Origin of the sequence: Aeromonas molluscorum (genome assembly GCF_051376105.1) — a bacterium.
GTDB lineage: Bacteria > Pseudomonadota > Gammaproteobacteria > Enterobacterales > Aeromonadaceae > Aeromonas > Aeromonas molluscorum.
In genome coordinates this window covers 1,068,590-1,093,439 of sequence record NZ_JBPQCY010000002.1, presented here as the reverse complement: position 1 = coordinate 1,093,439, position 24,850 = coordinate 1,068,590, and the positions used below count along the sequence as shown (strand labels likewise).

General features: G+C 60.0%; 23 protein-coding genes and 1 riboswitch. Of the genes, 7 read left to right on the top strand and 16 right to left on the bottom strand.

Annotated elements, in window-relative coordinates; all coding sequences use genetic code 11:
* Positions 1 to 15 precede the first annotated feature (15 nt).
* The 3 genes from ACSMDR_RS15690 to ACSMDR_RS15680 form a co-directional block, all read right to left on the bottom strand.
* The gene (locus tag ACSMDR_RS15690) at positions 16 to 732 is read right to left on the bottom strand and encodes a MaoC family dehydratase (RefSeq protein WP_005897193.1); all 717 of its coding nucleotides are present in this window, start codon (positions 730 to 732) and stop codon (positions 16 to 18) included.
* Positions 733 to 1,283: 551 nt separating this feature from the next.
* On the bottom strand, positions 1,284 to 2,216 hold the full coding sequence (gene rlmF, locus ACSMDR_RS15685; protein ID WP_436468842.1) for a 23S rRNA (adenine(1618)-N(6))-methyltransferase RlmF: 933 nt from the start codon (positions 2,214 to 2,216) through the stop codon (positions 1,284 to 1,286).
* A gap of 174 nt (positions 2,217 to 2,390) precedes the next feature.
* On the bottom strand, positions 2,391 to 2,879 hold the full coding sequence (locus ACSMDR_RS15680; RefSeq protein ID WP_005897199.1) for a C40 family peptidase: 489 nt from the start codon (positions 2,877 to 2,879) through the stop codon (positions 2,391 to 2,393).
* Between the two features lie 300 nt (positions 2,880 to 3,179).
* Between ACSMDR_RS15680 and ACSMDR_RS15675 the strand changes: the two genes are divergently transcribed.
* On the top strand, positions 3,180 to 3,872 hold the full coding sequence (locus ACSMDR_RS15675; protein ID WP_232301930.1) for a 4'-phosphopantetheinyl transferase family protein: 693 nt from the start codon (positions 3,180 to 3,182) through the stop codon (positions 3,870 to 3,872).
* A 15-nt stretch (positions 3,873 to 3,887) separates the two neighbouring features.
* Positions 3,888 to 4,736: a tetratricopeptide repeat protein gene (locus ACSMDR_RS15670; protein WP_436468841.1), complete on the top strand. Its 849-nt coding sequence runs from the start codon at positions 3,888 to 3,890 to the stop codon at positions 4,734 to 4,736.
* A 188-nt stretch (positions 4,737 to 4,924) separates the two neighbouring features.
* Here the strand turns inward: ACSMDR_RS15670 and ACSMDR_RS15665 are convergent, their stop codons facing one another.
* Together ACSMDR_RS15665 and ribB are read right to left on the bottom strand one after the other, a co-directional pair.
* On the bottom strand, positions 4,925 to 5,167 hold the full coding sequence (locus ACSMDR_RS15665) for an Lpp/OprI family alanine-zipper lipoprotein (RefSeq protein ID WP_005897212.1): 243 nt from the start codon (positions 5,165 to 5,167) through the stop codon (positions 4,925 to 4,927).
* Between the two features lie 223 nt (positions 5,168 to 5,390).
* Positions 5,391 to 6,044 carry a 3,4-dihydroxy-2-butanone-4-phosphate synthase gene (gene ribB / locus ACSMDR_RS15660; protein WP_005897215.1) on the bottom strand — a complete coding sequence of 218 codons (654 nt, stop codon included), beginning with the start codon at positions 6,042 to 6,044 and terminating at the stop codon, positions 5,391 to 5,393.
* Positions 6,045 to 6,146: 102 nt separating this feature from the next.
* Positions 6,147 to 6,293, bottom strand: a riboswitch (FMN riboswitch).
* 186 nt (positions 6,294 to 6,479) lie between these two features.
* Here ribB and purU point away from each other — a divergent pair.
* The gene (gene purU, locus ACSMDR_RS15655; protein WP_436468840.1) at positions 6,480 to 7,316 is read left to right on the top strand and encodes a formyltetrahydrofolate deformylase; all 837 of its coding nucleotides are present in this window, start codon (positions 6,480 to 6,482) and stop codon (positions 7,314 to 7,316) included.
* 274 nt (positions 7,317 to 7,590) lie between these two features.
* Here purU and ACSMDR_RS15650 read toward each other — a convergent pair whose 3' ends face one another.
* Entirely contained in the window at positions 7,591 to 8,859 is a 1,269-nt protein-coding gene (locus tag ACSMDR_RS15650) for a DUF945 family protein (protein WP_436468839.1), read from the bottom strand.
* Positions 8,860 to 8,932: 73 nt separating this feature from the next.
* Positions 8,933 to 10,414, bottom strand: a complete 1,482-nt coding sequence (gene cls, locus ACSMDR_RS15645) for a cardiolipin synthase (protein WP_436468838.1) — start codon at positions 10,412 to 10,414, stop codon at positions 8,933 to 8,935.
* 97 nt (positions 10,415 to 10,511) lie between these two features.
* On the opposite strand from cls, the gene ACSMDR_RS15640 reads away from it, so the two are divergent.
* Positions 10,512 to 11,054 carry a YceB family lipoprotein gene (locus ACSMDR_RS15640; protein WP_436468837.1) on the top strand — a complete coding sequence of 181 codons (543 nt, stop codon included), beginning with the start codon at positions 10,512 to 10,514 and terminating at the stop codon, positions 11,052 to 11,054.
* Here the strand turns inward: ACSMDR_RS15640 and ACSMDR_RS15635 are convergent.
* Positions 11,049 to 11,492, bottom strand: a complete 444-nt coding sequence (locus ACSMDR_RS15635) for a GNAT family N-acetyltransferase (RefSeq protein WP_005909419.1) — start codon at positions 11,490 to 11,492, stop codon at positions 11,049 to 11,051. The two genes, ACSMDR_RS15640 and ACSMDR_RS15635, sit on opposite strands and share 6 nt — an antisense overlap.
* Before the next feature lie 279 nt (positions 11,493 to 11,771).
* On the opposite strand from ACSMDR_RS15635, the gene ACSMDR_RS15630 reads away from it, so the two are divergent.
* Positions 11,772 to 12,455, top strand: a complete 684-nt coding sequence (locus ACSMDR_RS15630; protein WP_436468836.1) for a lytic transglycosylase domain-containing protein — start codon at positions 11,772 to 11,774, stop codon at positions 12,453 to 12,455.
* A gap of 91 nt (positions 12,456 to 12,546) precedes the next feature.
* Here ACSMDR_RS15630 and aqpZ read toward each other — a convergent pair whose 3' ends face one another.
* From aqpZ to ACSMDR_RS15610, 4 genes are all read right to left on the bottom strand, one after another.
* Positions 12,547 to 13,236, bottom strand: a complete 690-nt coding sequence (aqpZ, locus tag ACSMDR_RS15625) for an aquaporin Z (RefSeq protein ID WP_005909414.1) — start codon at positions 13,234 to 13,236, stop codon at positions 12,547 to 12,549.
* Positions 13,237 to 13,534: 298 nt separating this feature from the next.
* The gene (gene ruvC, locus ACSMDR_RS15620) at positions 13,535 to 14,056 is read right to left on the bottom strand and encodes a crossover junction endodeoxyribonuclease RuvC (protein ID WP_005909411.1); all 522 of its coding nucleotides are present in this window, start codon (positions 14,054 to 14,056) and stop codon (positions 13,535 to 13,537) included.
* A 178-nt stretch (positions 14,057 to 14,234) separates the two neighbouring features.
* A complete protein-coding gene (locus tag ACSMDR_RS15615; RefSeq protein WP_436468835.1) occupies positions 14,235 to 15,512 on the bottom strand; it encodes a GGDEF domain-containing protein in 1,278 nt (425 codons plus the stop codon).
* A 161-nt stretch (positions 15,513 to 15,673) separates the two neighbouring features.
* A complete protein-coding gene (locus tag ACSMDR_RS15610; protein ID WP_436468834.1) occupies positions 15,674 to 17,299 on the bottom strand; it encodes a sigma-54-dependent Fis family transcriptional regulator in 1,626 nt (541 codons plus the stop codon).
* A 258-nt stretch (positions 17,300 to 17,557) separates the two neighbouring features.
* Here ACSMDR_RS15610 and exaC point away from each other — a divergent pair, with 258 nt between their 5' ends.
* Entirely contained in the window at positions 17,558 to 19,075 is a 1,518-nt protein-coding gene (gene exaC / locus ACSMDR_RS15605) for an acetaldehyde dehydrogenase ExaC (RefSeq protein ID WP_005898316.1), read from the top strand.
* Between the two features lie 50 nt (positions 19,076 to 19,125).
* On the opposite strand, the gene ACSMDR_RS15600 is transcribed toward exaC, so the two are convergent.
* Entirely contained in the window at positions 19,126 to 19,932 is an 807-nt protein-coding gene (locus tag ACSMDR_RS15600; protein ID WP_005898317.1) for an AraC family transcriptional regulator, read from the bottom strand.
* A gap of 95 nt (positions 19,933 to 20,027) precedes the next feature.
* Between ACSMDR_RS15600 and ACSMDR_RS15595 the strand changes: the two genes are divergently transcribed.
* A complete protein-coding gene (locus tag ACSMDR_RS15595) occupies positions 20,028 to 20,927 on the top strand; it encodes a DMT family transporter (protein WP_436468833.1) in 900 nt (299 codons plus the stop codon).
* An 84-nt stretch (positions 20,928 to 21,011) separates the two neighbouring features.
* On the opposite strand, the gene ACSMDR_RS15590 is transcribed toward ACSMDR_RS15595, so the two are convergent.
* Genes ACSMDR_RS15590 through maeA form a run of 3 tightly spaced genes read right to left on the bottom strand, consistent with a single transcriptional unit; the run spans position 21,012 to position 24,844 of the window.
* Positions 21,012 to 21,704, bottom strand: a complete 693-nt coding sequence (locus tag ACSMDR_RS15590; RefSeq protein ID WP_005898319.1) for a response regulator — start codon at positions 21,702 to 21,704, stop codon at positions 21,012 to 21,014.
* 3 nt (positions 21,705 to 21,707) lie between these two features.
* A complete protein-coding gene (locus ACSMDR_RS15585; RefSeq protein WP_005898321.1) occupies positions 21,708 to 23,276 on the bottom strand; it encodes an ATP-binding protein in 1,569 nt (522 codons plus the stop codon).
* Between the two features lie 17 nt (positions 23,277 to 23,293).
* Positions 23,294 to 24,844 (bottom strand): oxaloacetate-decarboxylating malate dehydrogenase, encoded by a 1,551-nt coding sequence (gene maeA, locus ACSMDR_RS15580; RefSeq protein WP_436468832.1) that lies wholly within the window; start codon positions 24,842 to 24,844, stop codon positions 23,294 to 23,296.
* Positions 24,845 to 24,850 lie beyond the last annotated feature (6 nt).

Below are 24,850 nucleotides of genomic sequence, written 5' to 3'. Positions count from 1 at the left end.
CCCTGGCCGCCGAAATCAGAAATAGAGGCGGGCGACAGATTCGATGACGCAGCCGGGGCGACGTACCCCTTCTATCTCAACCTTGATCTCTTTGAGCAGTTCGAGTCCGCCCTTGATGGGAGTCACTCGAATGAGTTTGGTACGGGCCCGCACGTTACTGCCCACCTTGATGGGATAGGGGAATCGCACCTGATCCAGGCCAAAGTTGACCACCATGCGAGCAGTGGGGAACTCGGGGTTCTCCTCATCCACCGACCCTGTCAGTCGAGGCAAGAGCGCCAAGGTCAGAAAACCGTGGGCTATGGTGCTCTTGAATGGCGATTCGGCGGCGGCGCGATCGGGATCTGTGTGTATCCACTGGTGATCGCCAGTGACGGCGGCAAACTGATTCACCATATCTTGGCTGATGTGGAGCCAGTCACCGACATGGGTCTCCTCGCCGACCTGGCTGTGCAGGCGTTCAAATACCAGCGCGGCCTCCCCGACCAGGGCAATACCGGGCTGCGGGGCAACCTGACCGTTCACGACCTGACGCTGCTCGGATTGCTGCTCAGCCTCGACCACCGGCTGACCATGGGCGTCAAGCACCCGCCCCAGCAAGGGGTGAAGGTGTGCTTTTTGCTGAAACTCACGCCAGTAGTCACGGATAGCCGGCGAGAGCCAATCCTTGAGCTCAAAGGGGTGCTGCGCCAAGATTTCGCGCTTTCGCTTCAGAAAATCGACCACTTTCATTAACCAATTCCTATCTCTAATTAACCAACGAACAGGTCTAACCAGTCCTATTTTATGAAAGTTTCAGGTGCAAGTGCAAAAAAATCTCGGCGTACAGCTGTACCGGCAGCGAAAGTGACCACTCACATGGACCGCTCAAGCCGCGCCAGTCCTGCGGAAAAACGATTATCTGCTTTCGGGTCCCTTCTCCAGATAGCATCCGATGAAATGGCCCAAGTGCCTCATCAAGGCCGCTATTCCCCGTCATCTGACGGGGAATCTGACGAATGAAGCCCCTGCCGGGGAACGTCAGGGGTTGGCCATTAACGGGGAATGGTACGATAACGCAGTGGGTTCAGCGCCAGGGCTACAAATAATCAAAGGGGCGCAGGGCAATCCCCCATCGCCCCCTAGGCTGGCTGTCAGATGCGGTGAGAGCCTGTCTGAGAAGGCTGTCAGTCTCTCGGCCAGAGGTTGTCGGCTTCAGACTCGCAATGCAGCACGGCGAGCCACAGGGGCTCTCCTGCTCACTCGGTTCAATCTGTTCAATCTGTTCAATCGCTTCAGTCGCTTCAGTCGGACCAGCTATTGTCGCTTTGGAAGCTCCAGGCCAGGATCCGGCTCTGCTTGTTGCCCAAGTTCATCTCGATCACTTGCTGTCGTTTGGCTCCTGCCTGACTGATCGCCAGCCTGGCCGCCGCTAGGTTCTCTTTTTTCGAGACCAGTGAGCTGAACCAGAGACATTGGCCGGCAAAATCCCGGCTCTCCCGGATAAGCGAAGCGAGAAAGGCCGCTTCGCCCCCATCACACCACAGCTCGGCCTTCTGACCGCCAAAGTTGAGCACAGGGGTTTTGCTGTCACTCTCGGCCTTGCCCAGGTTGCGCAGCTTGCGGCGGGTCCCCTCGCTGGCCTCGGCCAGGGAGCTATGAAACGGCGGGTTGCACAGGGTCAGAGTGAAGCGATCCCTGGGCCCGATGATGCCATGGAATACCCGGCGAGCATCGGTCTGCAATCGACACTCAATCTGCTTGCCAAGGCCATTGCTGAGCGCCAGCAAATTGGCCGCCTTGACCGACACGGGATCGATGTCGGCCCCAACGAAGCGCCAACCATATTCGCGACAGCCAAGCAGTGGATAAATGCAGTTGGCACCCACCCCTATGTCGAGCACTCTCACTCCCTTGCCGGTACGCGGCGCCTCTTCCCCCTCGCTGATGAGGTCGGCCACATGGTGCAAGTAATCGACCCGCCCCGGAATGGGCGGGCAGAGGTAACCTGCGGGCAGATCCCAGTGGCGTATGCCATAGTGCAACGCCAGCAACGCCTTGTTGAGCGCCTTGACGGCGGCAGGATCGGCAAAATCCAGGGTACGAGTACCATGGTCGTTGGTGAACACGAAGGGGGTCAGTTCGGGGGTGTGCAAGCAGAGAGCCGCCAGATCATAGGGAGCATGATGGCGATTGCGGGGATGCAATCCGGCTTTGGTCGCTGTCTCTCGGGTCATCTGGGGCCTAGTCATCTGGTGCCAGGTCAATCCTGGCGAAAAGCGGGCCCACACTATAGAGAGTCGGCCTGCAAAAGTCTAAATGATGGCCATAAAAAACCGGGCCGCCAGGGCCCGGTTTGAGTGAGGTTGGAAAAACTGTCCGTACTGCGAACGGTTTGTCCAGCCTGGCTCTTAGATCTCGATGCGGCGCGCTTGCCAGAATTTATTGCGCCAGTACTGATTGTCCAACCGGGAGCGGGTTACACCGGCTCGGGTCGAGGCGTGAATGAACTCGCCATTGCCCACATAGATGCCCACATGATTGAGTCGGGAGCTGATCTTGAAAAATACCAGGTCCCCTTCAACCAGTTCCTGCTTGGAAACTCTGGTGCCCTCGTGCACCTGAGAGCGGGTATCACGTGGCAACTCAATGCCCACTGCGTTGCGATACACTTCACGGGCGAAGGCGGAACAATCTATGCCGCGTTCACTGGTACCACCGAAACGGTAGGGAGTACCACGCCACTCTTTGAATACAGTCAGAATTTCGTTTACGTCAGGTGTTTGGTTGACTTCCGGTTCAACCACGGGCTCCATCATGGAGACCTCGATCTTACTAGCGACATCAGGTTGGGGTGCCGAAGCACAACCCACCATGCCGAGTGAGACCAGCAGTAGCATCAGGTAACGCAATCCTTTATCCCCGCAAAGTTGTTAAAACTTGTTAAAATACGGCCTTTGGCAGGCAAATTATGAAATGCAACAGTCCTCGACTATATCCAAGAATCCTATCGAGGCAAGTGAAAATCCCTATCAAGCTCACACTTTTGCAATAAAATGCGTTATTTTTCATCATTAATGTGAGGATAGCCAAACAAGATACCCTGCCGACAAGCCGCTGCAGACCAGTTACTGTGTGCTATTTATCCCTGCTTTATCGATTTTTTGAAGTGAATAATGATGACAACTACGGATCTGTTTTTGTTAAATGCTACCAACGTGGCCCAAACCCAGTTGTCTGGCCTGGAGCCATGGCTCAATGCGTTGCAGCGCCAGCAATGGCAACAGATAAAGCAGCCCAGGCGCCGCCAGGAATTTCTCGTCAGCCGAGCTGTGCTTAACCGGTTATTGACCTCCCATCTTGGCCAGGACCCGCAAAACCTGCACTTTTACACAGGCCCCCATGGTAAGCCCGCCCTCACCGGCCCCGGGCAGGATCATTGCCATTTCAACCTGAGTCACAGCGGCGACTGGCTGGTGATTGCCATTGGTGACCAGGGGCCTCTTGGGGTCGATCTCGAACTCGGTCGCCGCGCTCGCTCCCCCCTGCCCCTCGCCCAGCGCTTCTTCGCTGCAGCCGAATATCAGTACCTGGCCGACCTGCCACAGGCCGAGCAGAACTCGGCTTTTTATCGACTCTGGTCGCGCAAGGAGGCCGTGCTCAAGGCTCATGGGGGCGGTATAGCCGCCGGACTGGATAAAGTGGAATTTGTACCGCAGCAGAAGTGGCGCCTGCTCAACCACCTCGACGGGGTCGACTACCGGGTCCATGACTGGCCCTGGCAGGGGGGCTGGCTCAGTCTCGCGGGCAGGACGAGTGACGTGCACCTGCATCAGCTCGATGAATGTCTTGAAATCATGACAGGACAACCCCATCTTGATAAAAACCCCTAGCCAAGAGCCAGTCTCATGATCGTTGACATCCATCCCCAGAATTTCCAGATCGAGTTGCTCGATGCCTCCATGCAAAAACCGGTCGTCATCTATTTCTATGCGCCGCAGATGCCGGAATGCCAAGGGATGACCCCCCTCATCGAACAGCTTGTGGGTGAGAACAACCCGCAGGTCACCCTGGCCAAGGTGGACATGAACGACCCCCAGCTGCAACCGCTGGCCGGCCAGCTTGGTCTGCGCGCCCTGCCCGCTCTGGTACTCTTCCATCAGGGGCAACCGGATGAGCAAGCGATACTGGAGGGTCCGCAAGATGAAGAGACCCTGCGTACCTATTTCGCCGCCTTCTCCCCCAAGGAAGAGGAGGAGCTGCTCAAGCGAGGGCAGCAGGCCCTTGCCGAAGGACAGGCCGATGAGGGCTATGTCGATCTCGCCAAAGCCCATCAGCTGGCAGGAGATCGCCACGACATCCATCTCTGGCTCATTCAGGCCGCCCTCGATCTCAACCGCCTAGACGAAGCCGAGCAGCGACTCGCTCAAGTACCCATGGTGGCCCAGGATGACCATTATCAAACCCTTTGCTCCCGCCTGGCCCTGGCGCAGCAAGCTGCCGACAGTCCAGAGCTGCGCGCCCTGGAGGCCCGTTACCAACAGATGCCGGACGACTTTGCCCTGGCCCAGGAGCTGGCCGTACTTTACAGCCAGGCAGGGCGTCAGGAAGAGGCGCTCACCCTACTGTTGACCATACTGCAACGGGATCTCGGTTTCGGTGAGGCGAGAAAGACCTATCTCGATATCCTGGCGACCATGGGAGCTCACCCGGCAGTGGCCGGTTTCAGACGCAAGCTCTACAGCCTGCTCTATTGAGTCGTACTTGCACAATGAGATGACAAGAGAGGGCTATGCCTGACGGCGTGGCTCTTTTTTATCAATGGCATCATGGAAATGGATACAGATGGGGCAAAAACGCGGGATAAATAGCGGAATTTGGCAGCGAAAGGCAAATTTTTGGCAAAAAAAAATGGCGCAGAGACTGCGCCATTTTTTCGCATGAATTACTTCTTGTAGGAAGTAGCCATGTTGTCCAGACGCTGGTTAGCGCGCATGGCTTCTTGGTTGGCTTGAGCAACATCAGCGGCCATTTTGGATTGATCAGCACGAACAGCGCTAACATCTTGAGCCAATTGGTCAACTTTGTTAGACAGGTTCTGTACGGAGGTTTCCAGTTCGCTGGTGTTAGCACAACCGCCCAGCAGGGCAGACAGACCAACAACACCTACCAACAACAATTTTTTCATTTTTAAAGCTCCCTTGAGCTCGCCAGACGTTTAGCAAGCGGCGTGATTATGGCACAAAAAAATCTTACTTTGGATAGGCCCCATCACAGATAAATGCACTAAAACCCTCATTTTTTTTTCTTCTTGCACGATGTGCGCAAATTTCAAACAAAACGGGGCCTCAGTGATGAGGTTCGAACAAAGCGTAACCAAAAAATGCCCTTATTACAATTTCGTATGGAACTTAGGCAGAACGTTCAGTCAACATCTGACGATACTGCACCAAATCCTCTATGGTCAGCACCGGCATCTGGTGCTGGCGGCCAAATGCGACCAGATCAGGCAGACGGGCCATGGTGCCATCGACCTTGGTCAGCTCACACAGCACACCAAAGGGTTTGAGCCCGGCCAGCTGCATCAGATCCACGGTCGCCTCGGTATGACCACGACGGGTCATGACGCCCCCGTTGCGAGCCCGCAGCGGGAAGACGTGGCCGGGGCGATTGAGATCGGATGGCTTGGCGCCATCGGCAATGGCGGCACGTATAGTGGTGATGCGATCGGCGGCGGAGACCCCTGTGGTGACCCCCTGAGCGGCTTCGATGGTGACGGTGAACGCCGTCTGGTATTGGCTGGAATTGGCCTCGACCATCATGGGTAGTTCGAGCTGGCGTACCCGCTCTTCCGGCAGGCAGAGGCAGACGATGCCGGAGCACTCGCGGATCATCATGGCCATTTGCGCATTAGTCATGGATTGCGCGGCGAAAATGAGATCCCCTTCGTTCTCGCGATCTTCATCGTCGGCCACCAGTACACCGCGACCGGCACGCAGGGCGGCCAGGGCCGCTTCGACTCGTTCGATGGGATGACCAAATTCACTGAGTAAAGACTGATTCATGGTAAGACTCCGTTAACTTCACAAGTACCAGAATCAGGGCATGGAACAGACAGAGAGAGGCATGCGGCGGCTACCCGAAAGGGCCACGCGTGGAACAGTCTGTCTTATCCTCTTTCATCCGGACTATGACCGTCGGCTCCGGCATCTCACCGGATCTGCTGACCCCGGCCTGTGGCCGGGCGCTCGCGGGCTCCCCGAGTCAATCGGGATACCGCCGGTGGGGAATTTCGCCCCGCCCTGAGAATAAGCGCAGACAGACTAAAGAAATTTGTCGCGCTATGCCAGCCTGACGATGCAAAAGCCAGTCGGTAGCGAGATTTGACGCCCAGACTGTCCATTGGCTTTTCCTTTATGGCATAGTGCCTCAAAAAACAGGCCCAGCGGGCGCGCTGCCCCGCCTGGACGGCCATCACAATAATGGAAACGATGACAGACATGGAAAAGAAAATACTGCTCACGGATTGCCCCGATGCCAAGGGCCTCATCGCCAAGATCACCAACATCTGCTACAAGCACCAGCTCAACATCAACAAGAATGACGAGTTTGTCGATCACGAGAATGGCCGCTTCTTCATGCGCACCGAGCTGGAGGGACGTTTCAACGACGAGACCCTGCTGGCGGACCTGGATGATGCCCTGCCCGCCGGAGCCCTGCGTCGTCTGGTCAAGGTGGGCAAGAAGCGGATCGTCATATTGGTGACCAAAGAGACCCACTGCCTCGGTGACATCCTGATGAAGAACTACGCGGGCGCCCTGGACATGGACATAGTGGCGGTGATCGGCAACTACGACACCCTCGCAGAATTGACGGGCAAGTTCGACATCCCCTTCCACACCGTCAGCCATGAAGATCTGAGCCGCACCGAGCACGAAGAGCAGGTTCGCGCCATCATCGACGGCTATCAGCCCGACTACGTGATCCTGGCCAAATACATGCGGGTGCTGACCCCCAGCTTCGTCGAGGCCTATCCGCGCAAGATCCTCAATATCCACCACTCCTTCCTGCCCGCCTTCATCGGCGCGCGTCCCTATCGGCAAGCCTTTGATCGCGGCGTGAAGCTGATTGGCGCCACCGCCCACTTCGTCACCGACGATCTGGATGAAGGCCCCATCGTCGAACAGGACGTGATCCACGTGGGTCACACCTTCAGTGCCGAGGGCATGGCCAAGGCGGGTCGGGACGTTGAGAAATCCGTACTGAGCCGCGCGCTGGAGCTGGTGCTCAACGAGCGGGTCTTCGTCTATGGCAACAAGACTGTGGTGTTCAAGTAACAGCACCATGCAAAAAGGCCCCGCGGGGCCTTTTTTGTTATCGGAAGAGATGCGGGTACCCTGCTCAGCCCCTTCTCTCCCTGGTTACTGCGGCGCACCGTCACGGCTTATCTGCGAAACGGATAACCCCTCAGCCCTTTCATCTGTCTATCCCAGCGATGGCCCCATCATCGAAATGCGGCGTATCACAGTGCTAGATCATCGACAACCTGCACATGTAGCTGGCAGTGGCGGCTTCACCCCGGGTCCAGCCGCCACGGTTAGCACCAAGCTCTCAGAGCGGCAACTCGTTGACCGTGAGTTTGCCCTCTTGCAGCTTCAGCTCTGCCTTGAGGTTGTTCTGCTGCGCCTTGAGATAGCCCAGTTGCTGGAGCTGCACCAACATAGGTGCCAGCTGAGGCACTGCTTCCCCCATTCCCTCGCTCAGGCTGAGTTTGAAGAAACCGGAGAGCGCCTTCATGCCATCTTCCTGCCCTGCCAGATTGGCCAACGTAGTCGACGCCAGAGTCAATTGCCCCGTGAGCGAGGCTGGCTCGCCATTGAGCCGCGAGCTGAGATCGGTAAGGGTCAGCGTCAGGCCACGACCCAATACCTGATCCAACGCGACGAGCAGGGCTTGCTGATCCAGATTGCCCTGGGCGCTCAACTCTTGCAGCGCCTGGTAACCCGCCAGATCCAGCCCCTTGACCTCAAGATCGAGTTTGGCATCGGTCAGGGCCAGGCTGTCCGTGTCGTTGGTCATGTCCAGGGCGGCCAACTGGATCTGGTAACGATTGGACAGGGTGTCAGCATCCTCCCCTTCCAGCCTGCTGTGGCTGGTGAGACGCTGCAATGAGACGTTGATCCCCTCTTGTGGCTGCAGTAAGGAGAAGCTGGCCAGCGTCATTGCACTCTGGGGCGAGAGCCAGCTGCCATCGACATCCCTCAGCTCGGCGCTGCCATTCAGATCTGCCAGCATCATGTCAGCCCCGCCCTGGGTCTCATGGAGACTCATCCCCGCCCAGTTGAGGGTCATGTGGCCATTGCCGACCAGATCACCGCTGTAATCGGCCTGTAACGGCTCAAATGTCATCTTCCCCTGCTCATGCTTGAGGCTAAAAGCCCCTATGTTGAGCTTGCTCTGATTGCCCTGCGTCAAGAGGTTGGTCAAACTGGTCAGTTCCAGACGCCACTCCTTGAGCCCCTGGGACGCCAGCAGGGGTGCCAGGGATCCCTGTTCGGTATCGAGCAGCAATTGGCTCTTCACATAGAGCGGCAGGATCACGCCCTCCACCTTGAACGCCAGCACGATCGGCTCCCCATGACTCAACTCGCCATCTAGCTGGGCCAGTGCGTCCGGGCCTATGATGAGACGCGCTTCACCGTCCCGATGCCATAAATCGCTGCGGCCCTGCTGCCACTGCAGCTCTATCCCGCTCTGCTCGCGCAGCTTGACGATCTGCTCCGCCAGCTGGCGATCAAATTCATTGCCCGTATACCAGCAGGCACCCAAGCCAGCCCCTATCAGAGCCGCGCCTGCGACACCCCAAATCCACTTTTTCATCAAACCATCCATTTCAATCATGCTTGCAGGCACTTTACGGGGCTGACTGCACGGCGGCAAGGCCATCCCGCACTCACAACAAGGGGCTGAACAGGTAGAAAATGTTCTCCATCACCCGCTTGTACCAAGGCCGGGCACGCCAGTCGACCAGCACCATGGGCGTCGCCTCCTGCATGTAGCCCTCGACCAGCTTGCTCAGCTGGCCGACAAATTCGGGATTGTCGACCAGCAGAGTGACCTCGAAGTTGAGCCAGAGGCTGCGTCTGTCGAGGTTCACTGTGCCAACCAGGGCGAAATCATCATCGACCAGCACGCTCTTGGTATGCAGCAGACCGGCGTCGTAGCGGTAAATTTCCACGCCCGCCTCCAGCAGCTCCTCCATGAAAGCGTTGCAGGCATGGTTCGCCATCAGGGAGTCATTGCGGTCTGGCAGGATCAGCTGTACTTGCACGCCCCTTGCCGCCGCCGAGGAGAGCGCGGCCGCAAGGGGATCGTCTGGCACGAAATAGGGGGTCGTCAGCACCAGATGGTTGCGGGCCTGATAGATGGCGAGCAACAAACTCTGCTGGATGCAGTCACCGCCGACGAAGGGGCCGGACGGAATGAGCTGGGCACGATAGTTGTTTTGAGGCCAGGATTCGGGGTCATGCTGCAGGCTGTCGAGCAGCCGCTCCCCGGTCTCCATCTCCCAGTCCCAGACGAAGATGGACCACATCAGCGGCACTATGGGCCCCTGTACCCGGATCATGATATCGACCCACTGGCCTATGCCGGCATCCTGTTTGAAGAAGCGCGGATCCACCAGGTTCATGGAGCCTGTGTAACCCACCTTGTCATCGATCACCACCAGCTTGCGGTGCATGCGCAAGTCCTGGCGCTGGAAGGGAATTCGCCAGGCACCGACCGGCAGCACCTCGACCAGCTTGACCCCGGCCTGGCGCAACACCTTGGGCCAGCGCGAGCGGAAGAACTCCTTGCTTCCCACTGAATCGAGCAGCAGACGACAATCCACGCCGCGCTGCGCCACCTCGCACAGGGCCTCGCATACCTCGTCCGCCCAGCCGCCAGGGTGCCAGATGTAGAACTCCAGATAGCAAGATTGGCTGGACTGACGGATGTCCTTGGTTATCTCGCGCAAGATCCAGTCCGGCTTGTGAAGCAACAGCATGCGATTGCCGGAGAGCATGGGCATGGCGAGTCGCCCCTGGATAAGATCGTGCAGGGGCTGGGCCTTTTCGCTCACCTCGCAGTGGTGCTGCGGGAAGAGTCGGGCCAGATGACGGATCCACTTGGCATAAGGGCGGTACATGGCCTGAGCACGCTCGGCACGGCGCTTGCCAAGACGCACCTCGCCAAACAGCACATAGAAGCCGACGCCGGCAAAGGGGATGGCATAGATGAGAGAGAGCCAGGCGAGAGAGACCCCGATAGGGCGACGCTTCATGACCACCCGCAGGGAGACGCCAGCAACGATGACGGTGTGAAACAGCAGCAGCAGCAGCCCCAGGAAACGGGAGAACAGCAGATGCAGGTCATATTCCAGAGTGTTGAACACGGGAACTCCTATGGCGATGAGATGAGGGCGGCCAGGAGATCCCGCCGAGCTGGGATGATATGCTGTCGAGCCAATCCCATTCAATCAGGACACACACATGATCCTGCACGCTATGTTGCTCAACCTGGCCATGTTGGGCCAAGGCTCATATGACATCAGTGAACAGCAAATCAATCAATACCTGCAATCCCAGGTTCAGGTAGACAAGCAGCTGGAGCTGCCCGGCATCATCAAGGCTCATGTCCAGCTGGAACAGAGCGATGTCCAGATAGGGCGTCAGAGCCCGGACACTGCCCGGGTCTTTGGCAAGGGAAAACTCAATATCACCCTGCCTGACAGCACCAACTACGATGCCCGTCTTTCCATGACCTACGAGGCAAGACCGCGCTATGACAAGACACAAGGTGCCCTGTTCCTGGATAACATGAAGCTGCTCGAGTACAAGCTGGAGCCTCTGGAAGCGGAGCAAAAGTTCGGATTCATGCTCAACATGCTGCTAAAGAGCATGGAGAAGCGGCTCGAGACCCAGCCGGTCTATCGACTCGACGACAAGGATCCTCAGCAGGTCTGGCTAAAAGACAATCTCATTGGTCTGGAGCTGACCCCGGGCACCATACATCTGCTGACCAAGGGCTCATAGGGCCACGGCATACTCACCGGGATAGCGGATCAGCAGCTCTATCTGGTAGCCCTGCTGGTGTTGCTTGATGAAATGGCTGTGGAGGGGCCCCTTGAGCTCCTCCAATGCCAGATCGACGAAGCCAACCTTGTGATAGAAGGGCTGCTCGAATGGCAAGGCCTGGCAGATGATGGGCTTGCTGATCAGATCCTGGCAAGCCAGCTGCAACAGCCGGGAGCCCAGCCCCAGAGACTGGTAGTGGGGAAGCAGGCGAAACCCGCAGAGATGGTAATACTCTTCTTCTTCGCGCAGCCGCACGGCGCCAATCAACCAGTGAGCATCGCGCACCACAAAGATCCTTTCGCTCAAATCAGGCATGTAATAGGAGAATGTGGTTTCGTAATAGTCCCTGATCAGGGAAAGATCCGCATCACAATACTCTTCGAAAGTGAGCTCCATGGCTCGGCCATCCATCAAAACACGCTCCCCTATCCGTTTGCCGCACTCGGCGCCCACTCAGCCAATCTGATTAGACCAGCCAGCCGGAGAAGATAGCACGGGGTCGGGCGACAAAACAGCGAGCACTGCGTGCTTTGTGAATAAGCGCGAACCAGCCCATTGAGAAGCCTCTTTTGTCGCAATTTTTCTCTCTCTGACCCGGCGCCTCTTGTTGGACATCCTTGTTCTTACGAGGGTTGGATGCTTTACTCAACTGGCACCGATACAAGGAGTACCACAGTGAACACAAGGATGTTGCTCACGATTTTACTCGCCGCCAGCTTGCCCGCCTGGGCTCAGTCCCCTCCCCCAGCCGAGGTGGTGATGTTGAGCGTCGCCCCTCAGAAACCCTCGGCCAGCAAACAGTTCCAGGTCTACAAATCCCAGCAGAGCAACGGGGTCACCCGTTACTCGGACATCAAGCCGGAACAGGGGCATTTTGAATTGCTGCTGTTCAACGACTGTTTCGCCTGTGACCCCAAATCAGGAGTCAACTGGAACACAACTGGCCTCTTCCTCTACGACTATGCCAGCACCATACAGGCCGCGGCACACACCTATGAGGTGGATCCTGCCCTGATCCGGGCCCTGATCCACGCAGAGTCAGCCTTCAACCCAGTGGCAGTCTCGCGCAAGGGGGCCATGGGGCTCACCCAGCTGATGCCCGCCACCGCGCGTGAACTGGGGGTCGGTGACCCCCTGCTGGCGGAACAAAACATCTTTGGCGGGGTCAAGTATCTCTCGGGCCTGCTCAAGCAATACAAGGGGGATGTGGCCCTGGCCAGCGCCGCCTACAACGCCGGCGCCGGCGCCGTGCAGAAATATGGCGGCATACCCCCTTATGCCGAGACCCGGGCCTATGTTAACCGGGTCCAATTGCTGCATCAGCGTTACCTCACCATGATGAAGGCAAAGGGGCTCTGACACCCTCTCGCCTCGCCCCCGCTCCTGAAACAAAAAGTTCCTGAAACAAAAAACACGCCAGATGGCGTGTTTTTCAGTACACAAAAGGGGGCTATTTCTGCTCGGTCGCCACCATGCGGTAGGCCAGGGCCCCCAGGATGCCACCCACGATAGGTGCAACCCAGAATAGCCACAGCTGGCTCACCGCCCAGTCACCCACAAACAGCGCCACACCTGTACTGCGCGCCGGGTTGACCGAAGTATTGGTCACCGGGATGCTGATCAGGTGAATGAGGGTCAGACAGAGACCGATGGCGATGGGGGCAAAGCCCGCCGGCGCCCGGCTGTCGGTCGCGCCCATGATGACGAACAGGAAGAAAGCGGTCATCACCACTTCACATACCAGGGCCGCCAGCATGGAGTAACCACCAGGGGAGTGCTCGCCAAAACCGTTGGAGGCAAAACCGGCGCTCACATCAAAGCCGGTCTGGCCGCTGGCGATCACAAACAGCACGGCACCTGCGGCTATGCCGCCCAGTACCTGAGCCACTATGTAGGGCAGTACGCCGCTAGCCGGGAAACGTCCGCCGGCCCACAGACCCATAGTCACGGCCGGGTTGAGGTGGCAACCCGAGATGTGCCCAATGGCAAAGGCCATGGTCAGCACGGTCAGACCAAACGCCAGGGAAACCCCGAGCAGACCGATGCCCACATCCGGAAAGGCTGCTGCCAACACCGCACTGCCACAACCGCCCAGCACCAACCAAAAGGTGCCCAAAAACTCTGCTGCATAAGGTCTCACGATAATTCTCCTGATTGATCAATGTCTTCTATGACAGAAGCCTCACAAGAGCCTGCTATCACAGCAAGTGTATTATCGAGATATGAAGGCGGATGACGAGGGGGCCTTTTTCCGGCAAAAATGTGATACTCATCACAAGTTATTGTTCTTGCAGCAAGATATCCCTATATAGAATAAGGAATTACACGGTGGTTTCAAAAGAATACGACAACTTCTGGCAGCCTTGGGCAAGAAAAAGACATTCAGGGCAACATCACGCAATGGTGGGCGGCATGGCTAGCACAATAGCGCGTCCGGCTTAGCGATAGCGACCGCGAACGGAGCCTGACACCCGGCCAGCCATCTTGATCAGGCTCTGGCGGGTATGAAAATGACAAAGGGCGACCCCCAAGGCATCGGCCGCATCGGCCTGAGGCGTTGCGGAGAGCTTGAGCAGATGAGTCACCATGTGTTGTACCTGCTCCTTGGCGGCGCCCCCTGTGCCGACCACGGCCTGCTTGATCTGGGTGGCCGAATACTCGCTCACCGGCAGGAAGGCATTGACCGCCGCGACGATGGCGCTGCCACGGGCCTGGCCCAGCTTGAGGGCAGAGTCAGGGTTGCGGGCCATGAAGACCCGCTCTATGGCAAATTCGTCCGGTTTGAACTGGGTGATGATCTCGCAGACACCGTCATAGACTTGTTTGAGGCGCTCTGGCAATTCACCGCAATCGGTACGAATGCAGCCCGAGCCCAGGTATTCTGCCTTGCCGGCGACGATGCGCAGCACACCGTAGCCCGTGATCCGCGAGCCGGGATCTATCCCCAAAATGATACTCATGACAGCTGTTGTTCCGAAGGCAGATGATGGGCGCCAAGATAGCACAAAGTCGCGCCCCCTTGGCCGATGCCTTGCAACCAGTACTGCCAGCCTGGCTGGCCAGCCATCGATTGGCACCTGTTGCCACCGGCAGAGGCGGTGTCAAAAGGCGCTTAACCTCTCAATGAGGTATTCCTCTCTAACCCACTTCCACCCGGTTACGCCCCGTCTCCTTGGCTCGATAAAGCGCGTCATCAGCTCTCGCCAGAACCTGCTCCAGGGCGTCACCACGACGCTCGGCCACCCCGAGTGAGGCGGTAATTCTCAATGACTCTGGCCAGTGCTCATATCCTGCCAGGGCGACGCGGATCCGCTCTGCCAGCGTTCGCGCCCGTGCCTCTTCGTAGTGCAGGCAGAGCAGGATGAACTCCTCCCCACCCCAGCGGATCAAACGGCACAGACTATCGCAGCAGACCAGCACCTCGCTGACCAGGTGCTTGAGCACCTCATCACCAATGGCATGACCATGGTTGTCGTTGACTAGCTTGAAGTGATCGAGATCCAGATAGATGACACTCAGCGGCATGTCTCCCAATTCATTGAGCAGACTTTGACCGCCGAGTCGATTGAGGGCGCCGGTCAGGGGGTCATAGCGCGCCTCCAGCTCGGAGCGGCGGCTCTGTTCGGACAGAGTCTGGTTGAGCTGCTCGGCCTGCCGCCAGGCCGCCCGGGTCCGGCGCAGCTTGTCGCGCAGCACCAGATGCTGCACCAGAAATACCAGCAGGCCATAACCCAGCCAGAAGGCAAGCAGGCTGCGATAGAAGAGACCCGCCTCGAACCAGGGACCGTAGAAGACGAGCTCCTCCACCTTGAGCCGGTAATGGCCCATGGGCATCTCGGCGCCGCTGGCCACCTCGATGGCGAATATCCGGCTCAAGTCAGCGCCTTGCTGCAGCAGCGGGATCCGATAGTCTTGGACCCACCAGGTGGCGGGGCTGAATACCGTGAGCGGGATCTCCAGGCGCAGCGCGTCTTTGTGGTTGCGAAACAGAACTTCATTGACCTTGTGGGAGACGGGATCATCTCGCCGGGAGTAGCTGGGATCGTAGTTGCGCAGATAGATACGCCACTCCTGAGGCTTGGGGCCATCGATACTCATGGCCAGGGTCATCCGGCTGAAACCGGACAGATCCAGCCCCTGATCTGGCTCGCTCAGGGTGAACACTATCTCGCAAAACGGGTAACGATAGTCGGCGCGCAACTGGCAGTCGATACCAGCGGGCTCATCTGGCAGCAAGCTGGCCTTGGAGCCCCCCTGATGAACGCTGTCATCCAGCGCGCTAATGACAACCCGCTCCCTCTCCAGCACATTCAACTGCCGTTCGGGTCCGTACTCGAACAGGGCGATCGCCACCAGGGTCAAGAGCAACAAAGGCCAGAACAGGCTATCGATCAGCAAGGGGCGAGGTGAATTCATGACAACTCCGAGACGATGAGAGGCTTACTCTACATCAGTCAGGGGCACACTGCCCTGATCCAAATCCGCTCTCTCGATAAAAATATTAGTAGTCCAGCGTCTACCGCAAGCCCTCCCGCCAGATAGCTCGCAGCCCGGAACGCACTCACCACATCAGCGCCTTACACGACGCCCTTGCGTGCCAGACGCCGATAGAGGGTAGTGCGACTGATACCCAGTCGCCGCGCAGCCTTGCTCACGTTGCCATCACATTCGGCCAGGGTGCTGGCGATTTGCCTGTGGCCAGCCTCACGCAAGCCATGAGGCACATCCTCCGCGACCAAGTTGCCTGGCAGTTGCAAGTGTGCTGGACGGATCCACCCCTCCCCCTCGGCCAGCACGCAAGCCACCTCGAGGGACTGCTTGAGCTGACGCACATTGCCAGGCAGGGGGTGAGCCAGCAACCGCTGCTCGGCCTCCTCCGTCAGCTGCAATGCGGGATCCATCTCGGCCAGCAAGCGGCCCAGCAATTGACGTCTCTCCTGGGGTGGCCACTCCCGCCAGGGGGCGAGCCGCTGGCGCCAGCCGCACAGCCGGTAGTAGAGATCTTCCCGAAAGGTACCGGCACTGACCATGGCACCAAGATCCCTGTGGCTGGCGCAGATCAGCCAGAAATCCACCGCCTCGGGCCTGTGGCTGCCAAGGGGGGTCACGGCGCGCTCCTGCAATACCCGCAGCAGCCGGGTCTGGGCCAGCAGCGGCAACTCGCCTATCTCATCGAGCATCAGAATGCCCCCATGGGCGGCGCGCAGATAACCGGCGCTGCCCTGGCTGCGCGCGCCACTGAAGGCTCCGCCCACATAGCCAAAGAGTTCGGCCTCCACCAGATCGGCGGGCAAAGCACCGCAGTTGACGCACACCAGAGGGGCGGCGGCCCGGCTCGATGCTTGATGCAGGCGTCTGGCCATGTGCTCCTTGCCGCTGCCCGTCTCCCCCTCCAGCAGCAAAGAGATGCCCCGCTCCAACATCTTGAGGGGCACATTCTCCTTGCTTTCTACCTGCAATCGAGGAGGCGGGATCCGACAGATCTGATGTTCACGCAGCAGTTGACGACCATCGAAGGCATGCTGGCCTAGCCAGAGCCGACCGGCCCGATTGGCACCAAGCAGCTCTCCGGCTTCCCCGAGTAGCAGGCGCGGTGACCACAGGGTCTGGGGATCGAGATCCACCAGCCAGCCGGGACGGCGGGCCAGCAGGGCATTTTCCAGCGTCATGGCCAGCAGACGCACCGTGCCCAGCATGTCGCCACCGTGATGCCGGGCATCCGAGGAGATATCCAGTACGCCAAGCAGGTTGCCGTCCGGCGCCAACAGCGGGCAGGCACTGCAACTGAGAAAGCTGTGCTGGGCGAAGAAGTGCTGACTGCCAAGCACTTGCACCTCATTGCCCTCGGCCAGGGCTGTGCCGATGGCATTGGTGCCCTTGCTACCCTCCCCCCAGCGGGCACCGCTGCGCAAGAAGATACGTTCGGCGTGGCGGGCAAAGCTGTCATCGCCGCTGGCGGCGAGTATGGCGCCTTCACCGTCACAGAGCAGCAACCGACAGGGTCTTCCTGCCAGCAGCTGGATGAACAGGGGCAGCACGAATCGCTCGAAACAGAGCACCAGCTCCCGACTCGCCTCCAGCCGGGCAGACAACTCCCCCTGAGGCAGCAGATCCAGTTCTGCGCTCTGCTGGCGACTGAGCCCCTGATGCAGGCAACGCTGCCAGGAGCGGTGAATGGGGTCGGACACGGGTAGTTCGCGCATGATGCCTCCTGTTCAGAATCGTGACAGTCGTTACAGCGTGTGTCCCGTTTTGGAACAATAGGGGACGACTTGCCAGGGTCACTGGTTAAACAAGATACGCCGCCAACCGATGTTTGATAACGTTTTTGTAACTTTTAATGGGCAATGTTGACCCTTGGCACGACCCTTGCGATGTAAGTGCGATGACAAGTTTGCAAGCAAGCAGCGGCTCATCCCGGCACGGACCGGGTAACACACACCACACACAAGGAAGATGCCATGATCTATACAGCACCCGGCCAGGCAGGCGCCCTGGTCAACTTCAAGTCCCGTTACGACAACTTCATCGGAGGCGACTGGGTCGCCCCCCGCAGTGGCCGTTACTTTGAGAACATCTCACCGGTGGATGGCCGTGTGTTCTGCGAGGTGGCCCGCTCCGATGCCGCCGATATCGAGCTGGCGCTGGATGCCGCCCACAAGGCCTTTGCCAGCTGGAGCAAGACCAGCGTCACAGAGCGCAGCAACCTGCTGCTGCGCATCGCCGATCGCATCGAGCAGAACATCGAGGTGCTGGCCATCGCCGAGACCTGGGAAAATGGCAAGGCGGTGCGCGAGACCCTGGCTGCCGACCTGCCGTTGGTGGTGGATCACTTCCGCTACTTCGCCGGCTGCATCCGTGCCCAGGAGGGATCGGCTGCCGAGCTGGATCAACACACCGCCAGCTATCACTTCAAGGAGCCCATCGGCGTGGTCGGCCAGATCATTCCCTGGAACTTCCCGCTGTTGATGGCGGCCTGGAAGCTGGCACCGGTGCTGGCCGCAGGCTGTTGCAGCATACTCAAGCCCGCCGAGCAGACCCCGGTCACCATCATGCTGCTGATGGATCTCATCAAGGACATTCTGCCCCCCGGCGTGGTTAACGTGGTCAACGGCTTTGGCGCCGAGGCGGGTCAGGCACTGGCCACCAGCGACCGGGTCCAGAAGCTCGCCTTCACCGGTTCCACCGAGGTGGGTGCCCACATACTGCGCTGCGCCGCCGACAAGCTGATCCCTTCCACCGTCGAGCTGGGTGGCAAGTCCCCCAACATCTATTTTGCCGACGTAATGGACCATGAGAGCCAGTACATCGACAAGGCGGTGGAAGGCATGCTGATGACCTTCTTCAACCAGGGCGAGGTATGCACCTGCCCCTCCCGTGCCCTGGTGCACGAGAAGATCTACGACGACTTCATGGACCGTGTGCTGGTGCGCGCCCGGGCCATAGTGCAGGGCAACCCCCTGGACACCGCCACCCAGGTGGGGGCGCAGGTGTCCCGCGAGCAATACGACAAGATCTTGAGTTACATGGCAATCGGCCGCGGCGAAGGTGCCAACATGCTGATCGGCGGCAATGCCGCCAAGGTAGCGGGCCTGGAGGGGGGCTTCTACATCCAGCCCACCATCTTCTTTGGCCAGAACAAGATGCGGGTATTCCAGGAGGAGATCTTCGGGCCTGCCCTCGGCGTTACCACCTTCAAGAACGAGGCCGAAGCCCTGGCCATTGCCAACGACACCCAGTATGGGTTGGGGGCAGGCCTGTGGACTCGCGACAGCAATCTGGCCTGGCGCATGGGCCGCGGCATCCAGGCTGGCCGGGTCTGGGTCAACTGCTATCACGCCTACCCGGCCCACGCGGCCTTTGGCGGCTACAAGAAGTCGGGGATAGGCCGCGAAACCCACAAGATGATGCTGGATCACTACCAGAACACCAAGAACCTGCTGGTGAGCTACGACATCAATCCCCTCGGCTTCTTCTAGAGCGAGCACCACCATAACAAGGGCGCCTTCAGGCGCCCTTGTTGTTCAGGTCAGCTTTCCCGCTCGCTCCCCATCCCTCCCAGCTGCTGGCGATAGCGCTGGGGCGAGCAGCCCAGCTCCCGATTGAACATGGCGATGAAGGCCGAGGTGGAACCATACCCGAGCCGCCAGCCTATCTCCTGCACCGGCAGCTCGCCCTTGAGCCAGGCCAGCGCCCTGAGCAGACGCAGCCTCGCCCGCCACTGGCCAAAATTCATGCCGAGTTCACGCACGCAGCGCCGGGCCAGGGTGCGCTCAGTGCTGTGCAGCTGCTGCGCCCACTGGGCCAGGGTACGCGGGTCGGCAGGATCGCTGCGCAGCGCCGCCAGCATGGGCGCCAGCAGCTTGTCCTGACTCATGGGCAGATAGCTGTCCTGGCAGCGGGTGCGGGTCAGCTTCTCGATCAACAACTCGGCCTGATGCACGTCCCAATCATCGGTCATGTGGCCGACGCGGCGATCGCAAAAATCCGCCAGCAGTGCCTTGAGCAGGGGAGTCAGCTCCAGCAATCTGGGCTCGGGGGGCAAGCGCCGGGCCAGCGCCTCGCTCACATAGATGGAGGTGTAATCCAGAGCCTGCTGGTTGTAAGCCGAGTGCAGCATGCCCGCGGGCACCCAGATGAGGTAATCGGCCGGGGCCACCAGTCGATGCTCGCCCACCACTATCTCCATGACTCCCAGACTGATCAGGCTGAGCTGGCCCCAGGGGTGGCTGTGGGCAAGGCAGGCATTGCCCGCCTGGATCTGGCTGTAACGAAAATAGAGGGGGTTGGGAGGCGCCAGGGCGCTATCCAGCGCCAGATAGGGGTGGGATGACACGGCTTGTCCTTTTCACGGGATGAGTTGTCAGTTTTACGTTACTTGCAATGATAAAGACAAGAGTAGACTGGCGCCATTATCATGAGGAGTCTGTGATGCCCCTGTTTTCCCCCCTGCTGTTCCCACTGATGGCCGTCTTGATCTGGGCCACCAATACCGTGGTCTCCAAGGCCGCCGCCACCCTGGTCGATCCCGCAGCCATCTCCTTCTATCGCTGGCTGATCGCTGCCCTGGTGCTGACCCCCTTCTGCCTGCCCCAGCTGTGGCGCCGTCGCCATGAGATACGCCCCTGGCTTGGCAAGCTGCTGGTACTGGCCTCTCTTGGCATGGTGCTCTATCAGTGCCTAGCCTATTACGCAGCCCACAGCACCTCGGCCACCAACATGGGGGTAATAGGCTCCCTCATCCCCCTGCTGACCCTGCTGCTGGCCACCCTGCTCTTTCGTCAACGTCCCGGACGCCAGGCCTTCATCGGCATGAGCCTCTCCCTGGTGGGCGTGCTCTGGCTACTCGGTCAGGGAGACCCTCTGAGCCTGCTGCGCCAAGGGATCAACCCGGGGGATGCCATGATGTTGCTCGGATCGGCCAGCTATGCCCTCTACGGTCTGCTGATCCGTCGCTGGCAATTGCCATTTGGCCCCTGGCTCAACCTCTACCTGCAGGTGCTGCTGGCCGTCGTTCTACTCATACCGGTCGCCGCCAGCGCCGATTCTCTGGCGGTCTCGGTCCAGGCCTGGCCCCTGGTGCTGTTTGCCGGGATCGCTTCCTCCCTGCTTGCGGCCTACTGCTGGCTGCAAGGGGTGACCAAGTTGGGCGCCGAGCGCACTTCTGTCTTCATGAACCTGATGCCGCTGTGCACGGCGCTGATCGCCGTCATCACTCTGGGAGAGCCCATCCATGGCTATCACCTGCTGGGGGGCGGCCTGATCCTGGCGGGGGTCATGCTCTCCCAGTTCAAGCCAAGGACGCGCCCCGCTCTGGCAGAAAGGGCATAAGCTGGCGTGAACGGCCATGACAGCACAATACAAAAAGGGAGCCTGGGCTCCCTTTTTGTATTGTGCTGTCAAAGAGGCGCCGACTCAGCTGCCCTGGCGCCAGTGGTAACGCCGCTCCGGCCGACCACGCTGGCCGTAGTTGAGATCCACATCGACCCTGTCTTCAGACTCCAGATACTCCAGATAGCGGCGCGCCGTGGTGCGGCTCAGGGAGAGTCGCAGCGCCACCGTATCGGTGGAAAATGCGGTCTCCGGCTCACCGGCCAGCAGTTCCAGCACCTGGCGCAGGGTGATGGCATCGATCCCCTTGGGGGTATCGCGTACCTCCCTGGCCTGGGGCCGCCCCTTGCCCATCAGCTTGTCCAGATCGCTCTGCTCAAACGGACCCTGTTCGCACAGGCGGCGATGCAGGGTGAGGATCTCGTCCAGGCTCTGCTGAACGCGAAACAGCCGCAGCGGCTTGATGATGTAATCTTGCACCCCCAGATTGAGGGCCTGCTGTATGGTCTCAACGTCGCAGGAGGCAGTCACCATGATGACGTAGGCCTCACGATTGTGGCTGCGCAGCCGGTTTACCCATTCGAGGCCTGATCCATCGGGCAGGGAGATATCCACCAACAGCAGTTGCGGCTGGGCCGCACGCATCATGAGGTCAGCCTGGGTCAGGCTTTCGGCCCGCCCCAACAGGGAAAATCCGGGGGTGGAGGAGACCAGCTCGGCCAAGATGGCACCAATCCGTTCGTCATCCTCGATCACCAGCGTGAAAATGGGCGCCATAACTCACACCAATTGGTTTTTATTCAAATAGATACCGAACAGAGTGGTCTGCTCGGCGGTGCGACGCCATTCTATCACACCCCCTCGTCTGGCCACCGTCTCCTTGACCAGGAAGAGGCCCACCCCGTGATCGCCGGTCTGGCGGCTGACGCCGTAATCAAACAGGTGATCCGCCTGCGCCTCATCCGGCCCCTCACCACTGTCCTCCACCTCGATCACCAATCGCCGCCCGAAGTCATCCAGCGAGATGAGCACCCGGGGGGGGCGCTGCTGGCGGTTGGTCCAGGCGGCGCGAATACCGTTGTCGAGCAGGTTGCCGATGAGGGTGATGAGATCCGCCGACACCGCCGCCGGATACTCCCCTAGCGCAGAGTCGGGATCCAGCACCAGCTCCACCCCCAGCTCCCGCGCCCGGCTGAACTTGCCGAGGATGAGCCCCGCCACCGGCTTGTCTTCGATGGCTCGCAGCAGATCCTGCAGCATGGTCTGGCAGGCCTCGTTCTCCTGCTGGATAAGCTCCACCGCCTGATCCACATGACCGAGCTGCAACAGCCCGGATAGGCTGCTCAGCTTGTTGGCGAACTCGTGGGTCTGCATCCGCAGCATCTCGGCATACTGGCGCAGATGGGTCACCTGCATGCCGAGGCTGCCAGTCACCTCGGGTCGACTGAAGATGAGCAGACGACCGGGCACCTTGCCCTCCACCGCCTGCCAGCGCCCCACGAATGCTTCCCCGTGCACGGTGAAACCCAGCTCGGTCTCCATCTGGGTCAACACCGGGGCCAGCAGCGGCGACAGCTCCGCCAGGGGCTGCCCCAGCAGGGCATGACGCCCGGTGCCGGGCAGACGCAGCTGGTAAACCGCGGCGCTGTTGAGCATGCGAATGCGACCCCTGTTGTCCAGGGCAATCACCCCCTCCGAAATATGCTCCAGTACCAGATCCTGCAACATGAAGCGATTGACGATGGCCTCGGGTTCCAGATCCAGCAGGGTGCGGCGCAGCAGATGCAGTACCCACAGAGCCAGCAGCAGGCCACAGCCCAGCACGGCAAGGATGGCGCAGACCAGCAGAGTGATCCGCTCCAGATAGATGCCCTCCACCGTCTGCATCAGGTAACCCACCACCACGGCGCCGAGGGCGCGTCCATCCGCCCCTATCACGGGGGAGAAACAGCGGATAGACGGCCCAAGGGTGCCAGTATCCTTGGAGCAGTAGCTGAGCCGCTCGTTGAGCGCAGGCCAGATATCTTCACCACGGAACAGGCCGCCGATGCGCTCGGGCGAGGGGTGACTGAGGCGGCGGGCATGCGCGTCGGTCACCACCATGTAGGCCGCGTCGGTGCGATTGCGGATCCCCTCCACATAGTCGCGCAAACCGGGATCGCTGCCCTGCTGCAGGGCCTGCACCACCCGGTTGTCCGCCGCCAGCACCCGTGCCAGATCGCCACCGCTCTCCTGCAAGTTGCTCTCCAGCAGGTGGCGGATAAAGAGGGCGAGCAGGCTGCCAAGGATCAGGATCAGCAGCAAGGAGAGCCCGAGGGAGAGGGTGACCAGTTGGTGACGCAGTTTCATCGATTAGCCTTGCAACATCAGGACGCTGACCAATAGTGCGGACGCCACCAGGTCTGGTCAATGAGCGGCGCGGGATCGCCGCCAAAATCCGCCAGTCCTTCGTCACGGGCGGTGAGGGCCACGGCCCTGGCAACCGCGCGCGCCACCTCCCCCACCTGCTCGATGGGGGGCAATAGCCGCCCCTCAGTCAGCGGGTAGGCGCCTACCGCCCGCACCGCCGCCTGCAACATGCCGTCACTGATACGGCGCGCCTTGACGGCGCAGGCCCCCAGACCAATGCCCGGGAAGACATAGACGTTGTTGCACTGGGAGACCACCCGCGCCTCCCCATCCACGGTGACGGGGGCAAAGGGGCTGCCGGTGGCGAGCAGGGCGCGCCCCCCGATGGCCTGCCACACCTGCTCCGGTGTCGCTTCGGCGCTGCGGGTCGGGTTGGAGAGCGGCAGGATCACGGGGCGCTCGCACGCTTCTCCCATGGCGCTGAGCACGGCCTCGTCAAACAGGCCGCCCTGGCCGCTCACCCCGATCAGCACGCCGGGGCGCAGCCGCTCAATGAGCCCGGGCAGCTCGGCGCAGGCCTCTTGTGGGGGGCGGGCAAAGGGGCGCTGGGAGGAGGTCAGATTGGCGCGGTCCAGGCAGACCAGGCCATCCTGATCAAACAGCTGCACCCGATCCGGGCTACCCGCCAGCCTGGCCAGCATGGCGGCGATGCCGCAGCCCGCCGAACCGGCACCGACGATCAGCACAGGGGTATCGGCCAGGGCACTGCCAGCTTGTTGCAAACCTGCCAGCACGCAAGCGGAAGCCACTGCCGCCGTGCCCTGAATATCATCGTTGAACATGCACAGTTCATCGCGATAACGGGCCAGGAGATTGGCGGCATGCTTGCCGGCGAAGTCTTCGAACTGCAACACCACCTGGGGCCAGCGGGTGCGAATGGCCGCCACCACCTTGTCCATGAAGTGGTAATAGGGTTCGCCATCGACCCGGTTGGCCTGCCAGCCGAGGTAGGAGTCATCCTCCAACAGCTCGGGGTTGTTGGTACCCACATCGACGCACAACGGCAGGGTTCGCGCCGGGTTGATGCCCCCGGCGGCGGAGTAGAGCGCCAGCTTGCCGATGCAGATCCCCATGCCGCCGATGCCGAGATCGCCGAGCCCCAGCACCCGCTCGCCATCGGAGATGACGATGACGTCCACCTCCTGCTCCACCGACGCGAAGATGGCGTCCAGATCGTCCCTGTCATGCCAGGAGAGATAGAGCCCGTGGCTGCGCAGATAGAGATCGCTGTGGCGCTGACACGCCTCCCCCACCACCGGGGTGTAGATGATGGGCAACAGCTCCGGCAGGTGGTGGCGTACCAGATCATAAAACAGCACAGGGTTGTCTTCTTGCAATTGGCGCAGCAGCAGGTGCTGATCGAACGGACTCTGCATGGCGCAGATCAGACGGTAGATACGGCGGCGCTGTTGGGCCAGGGACTCCTCTTTATGGGGCATGCGCCCCATCAGGCCCTGTCGCTTGCGTTCTGCATAGGGCAGGCTGGTGCCCATCATGATGTCGTTCATATTCGT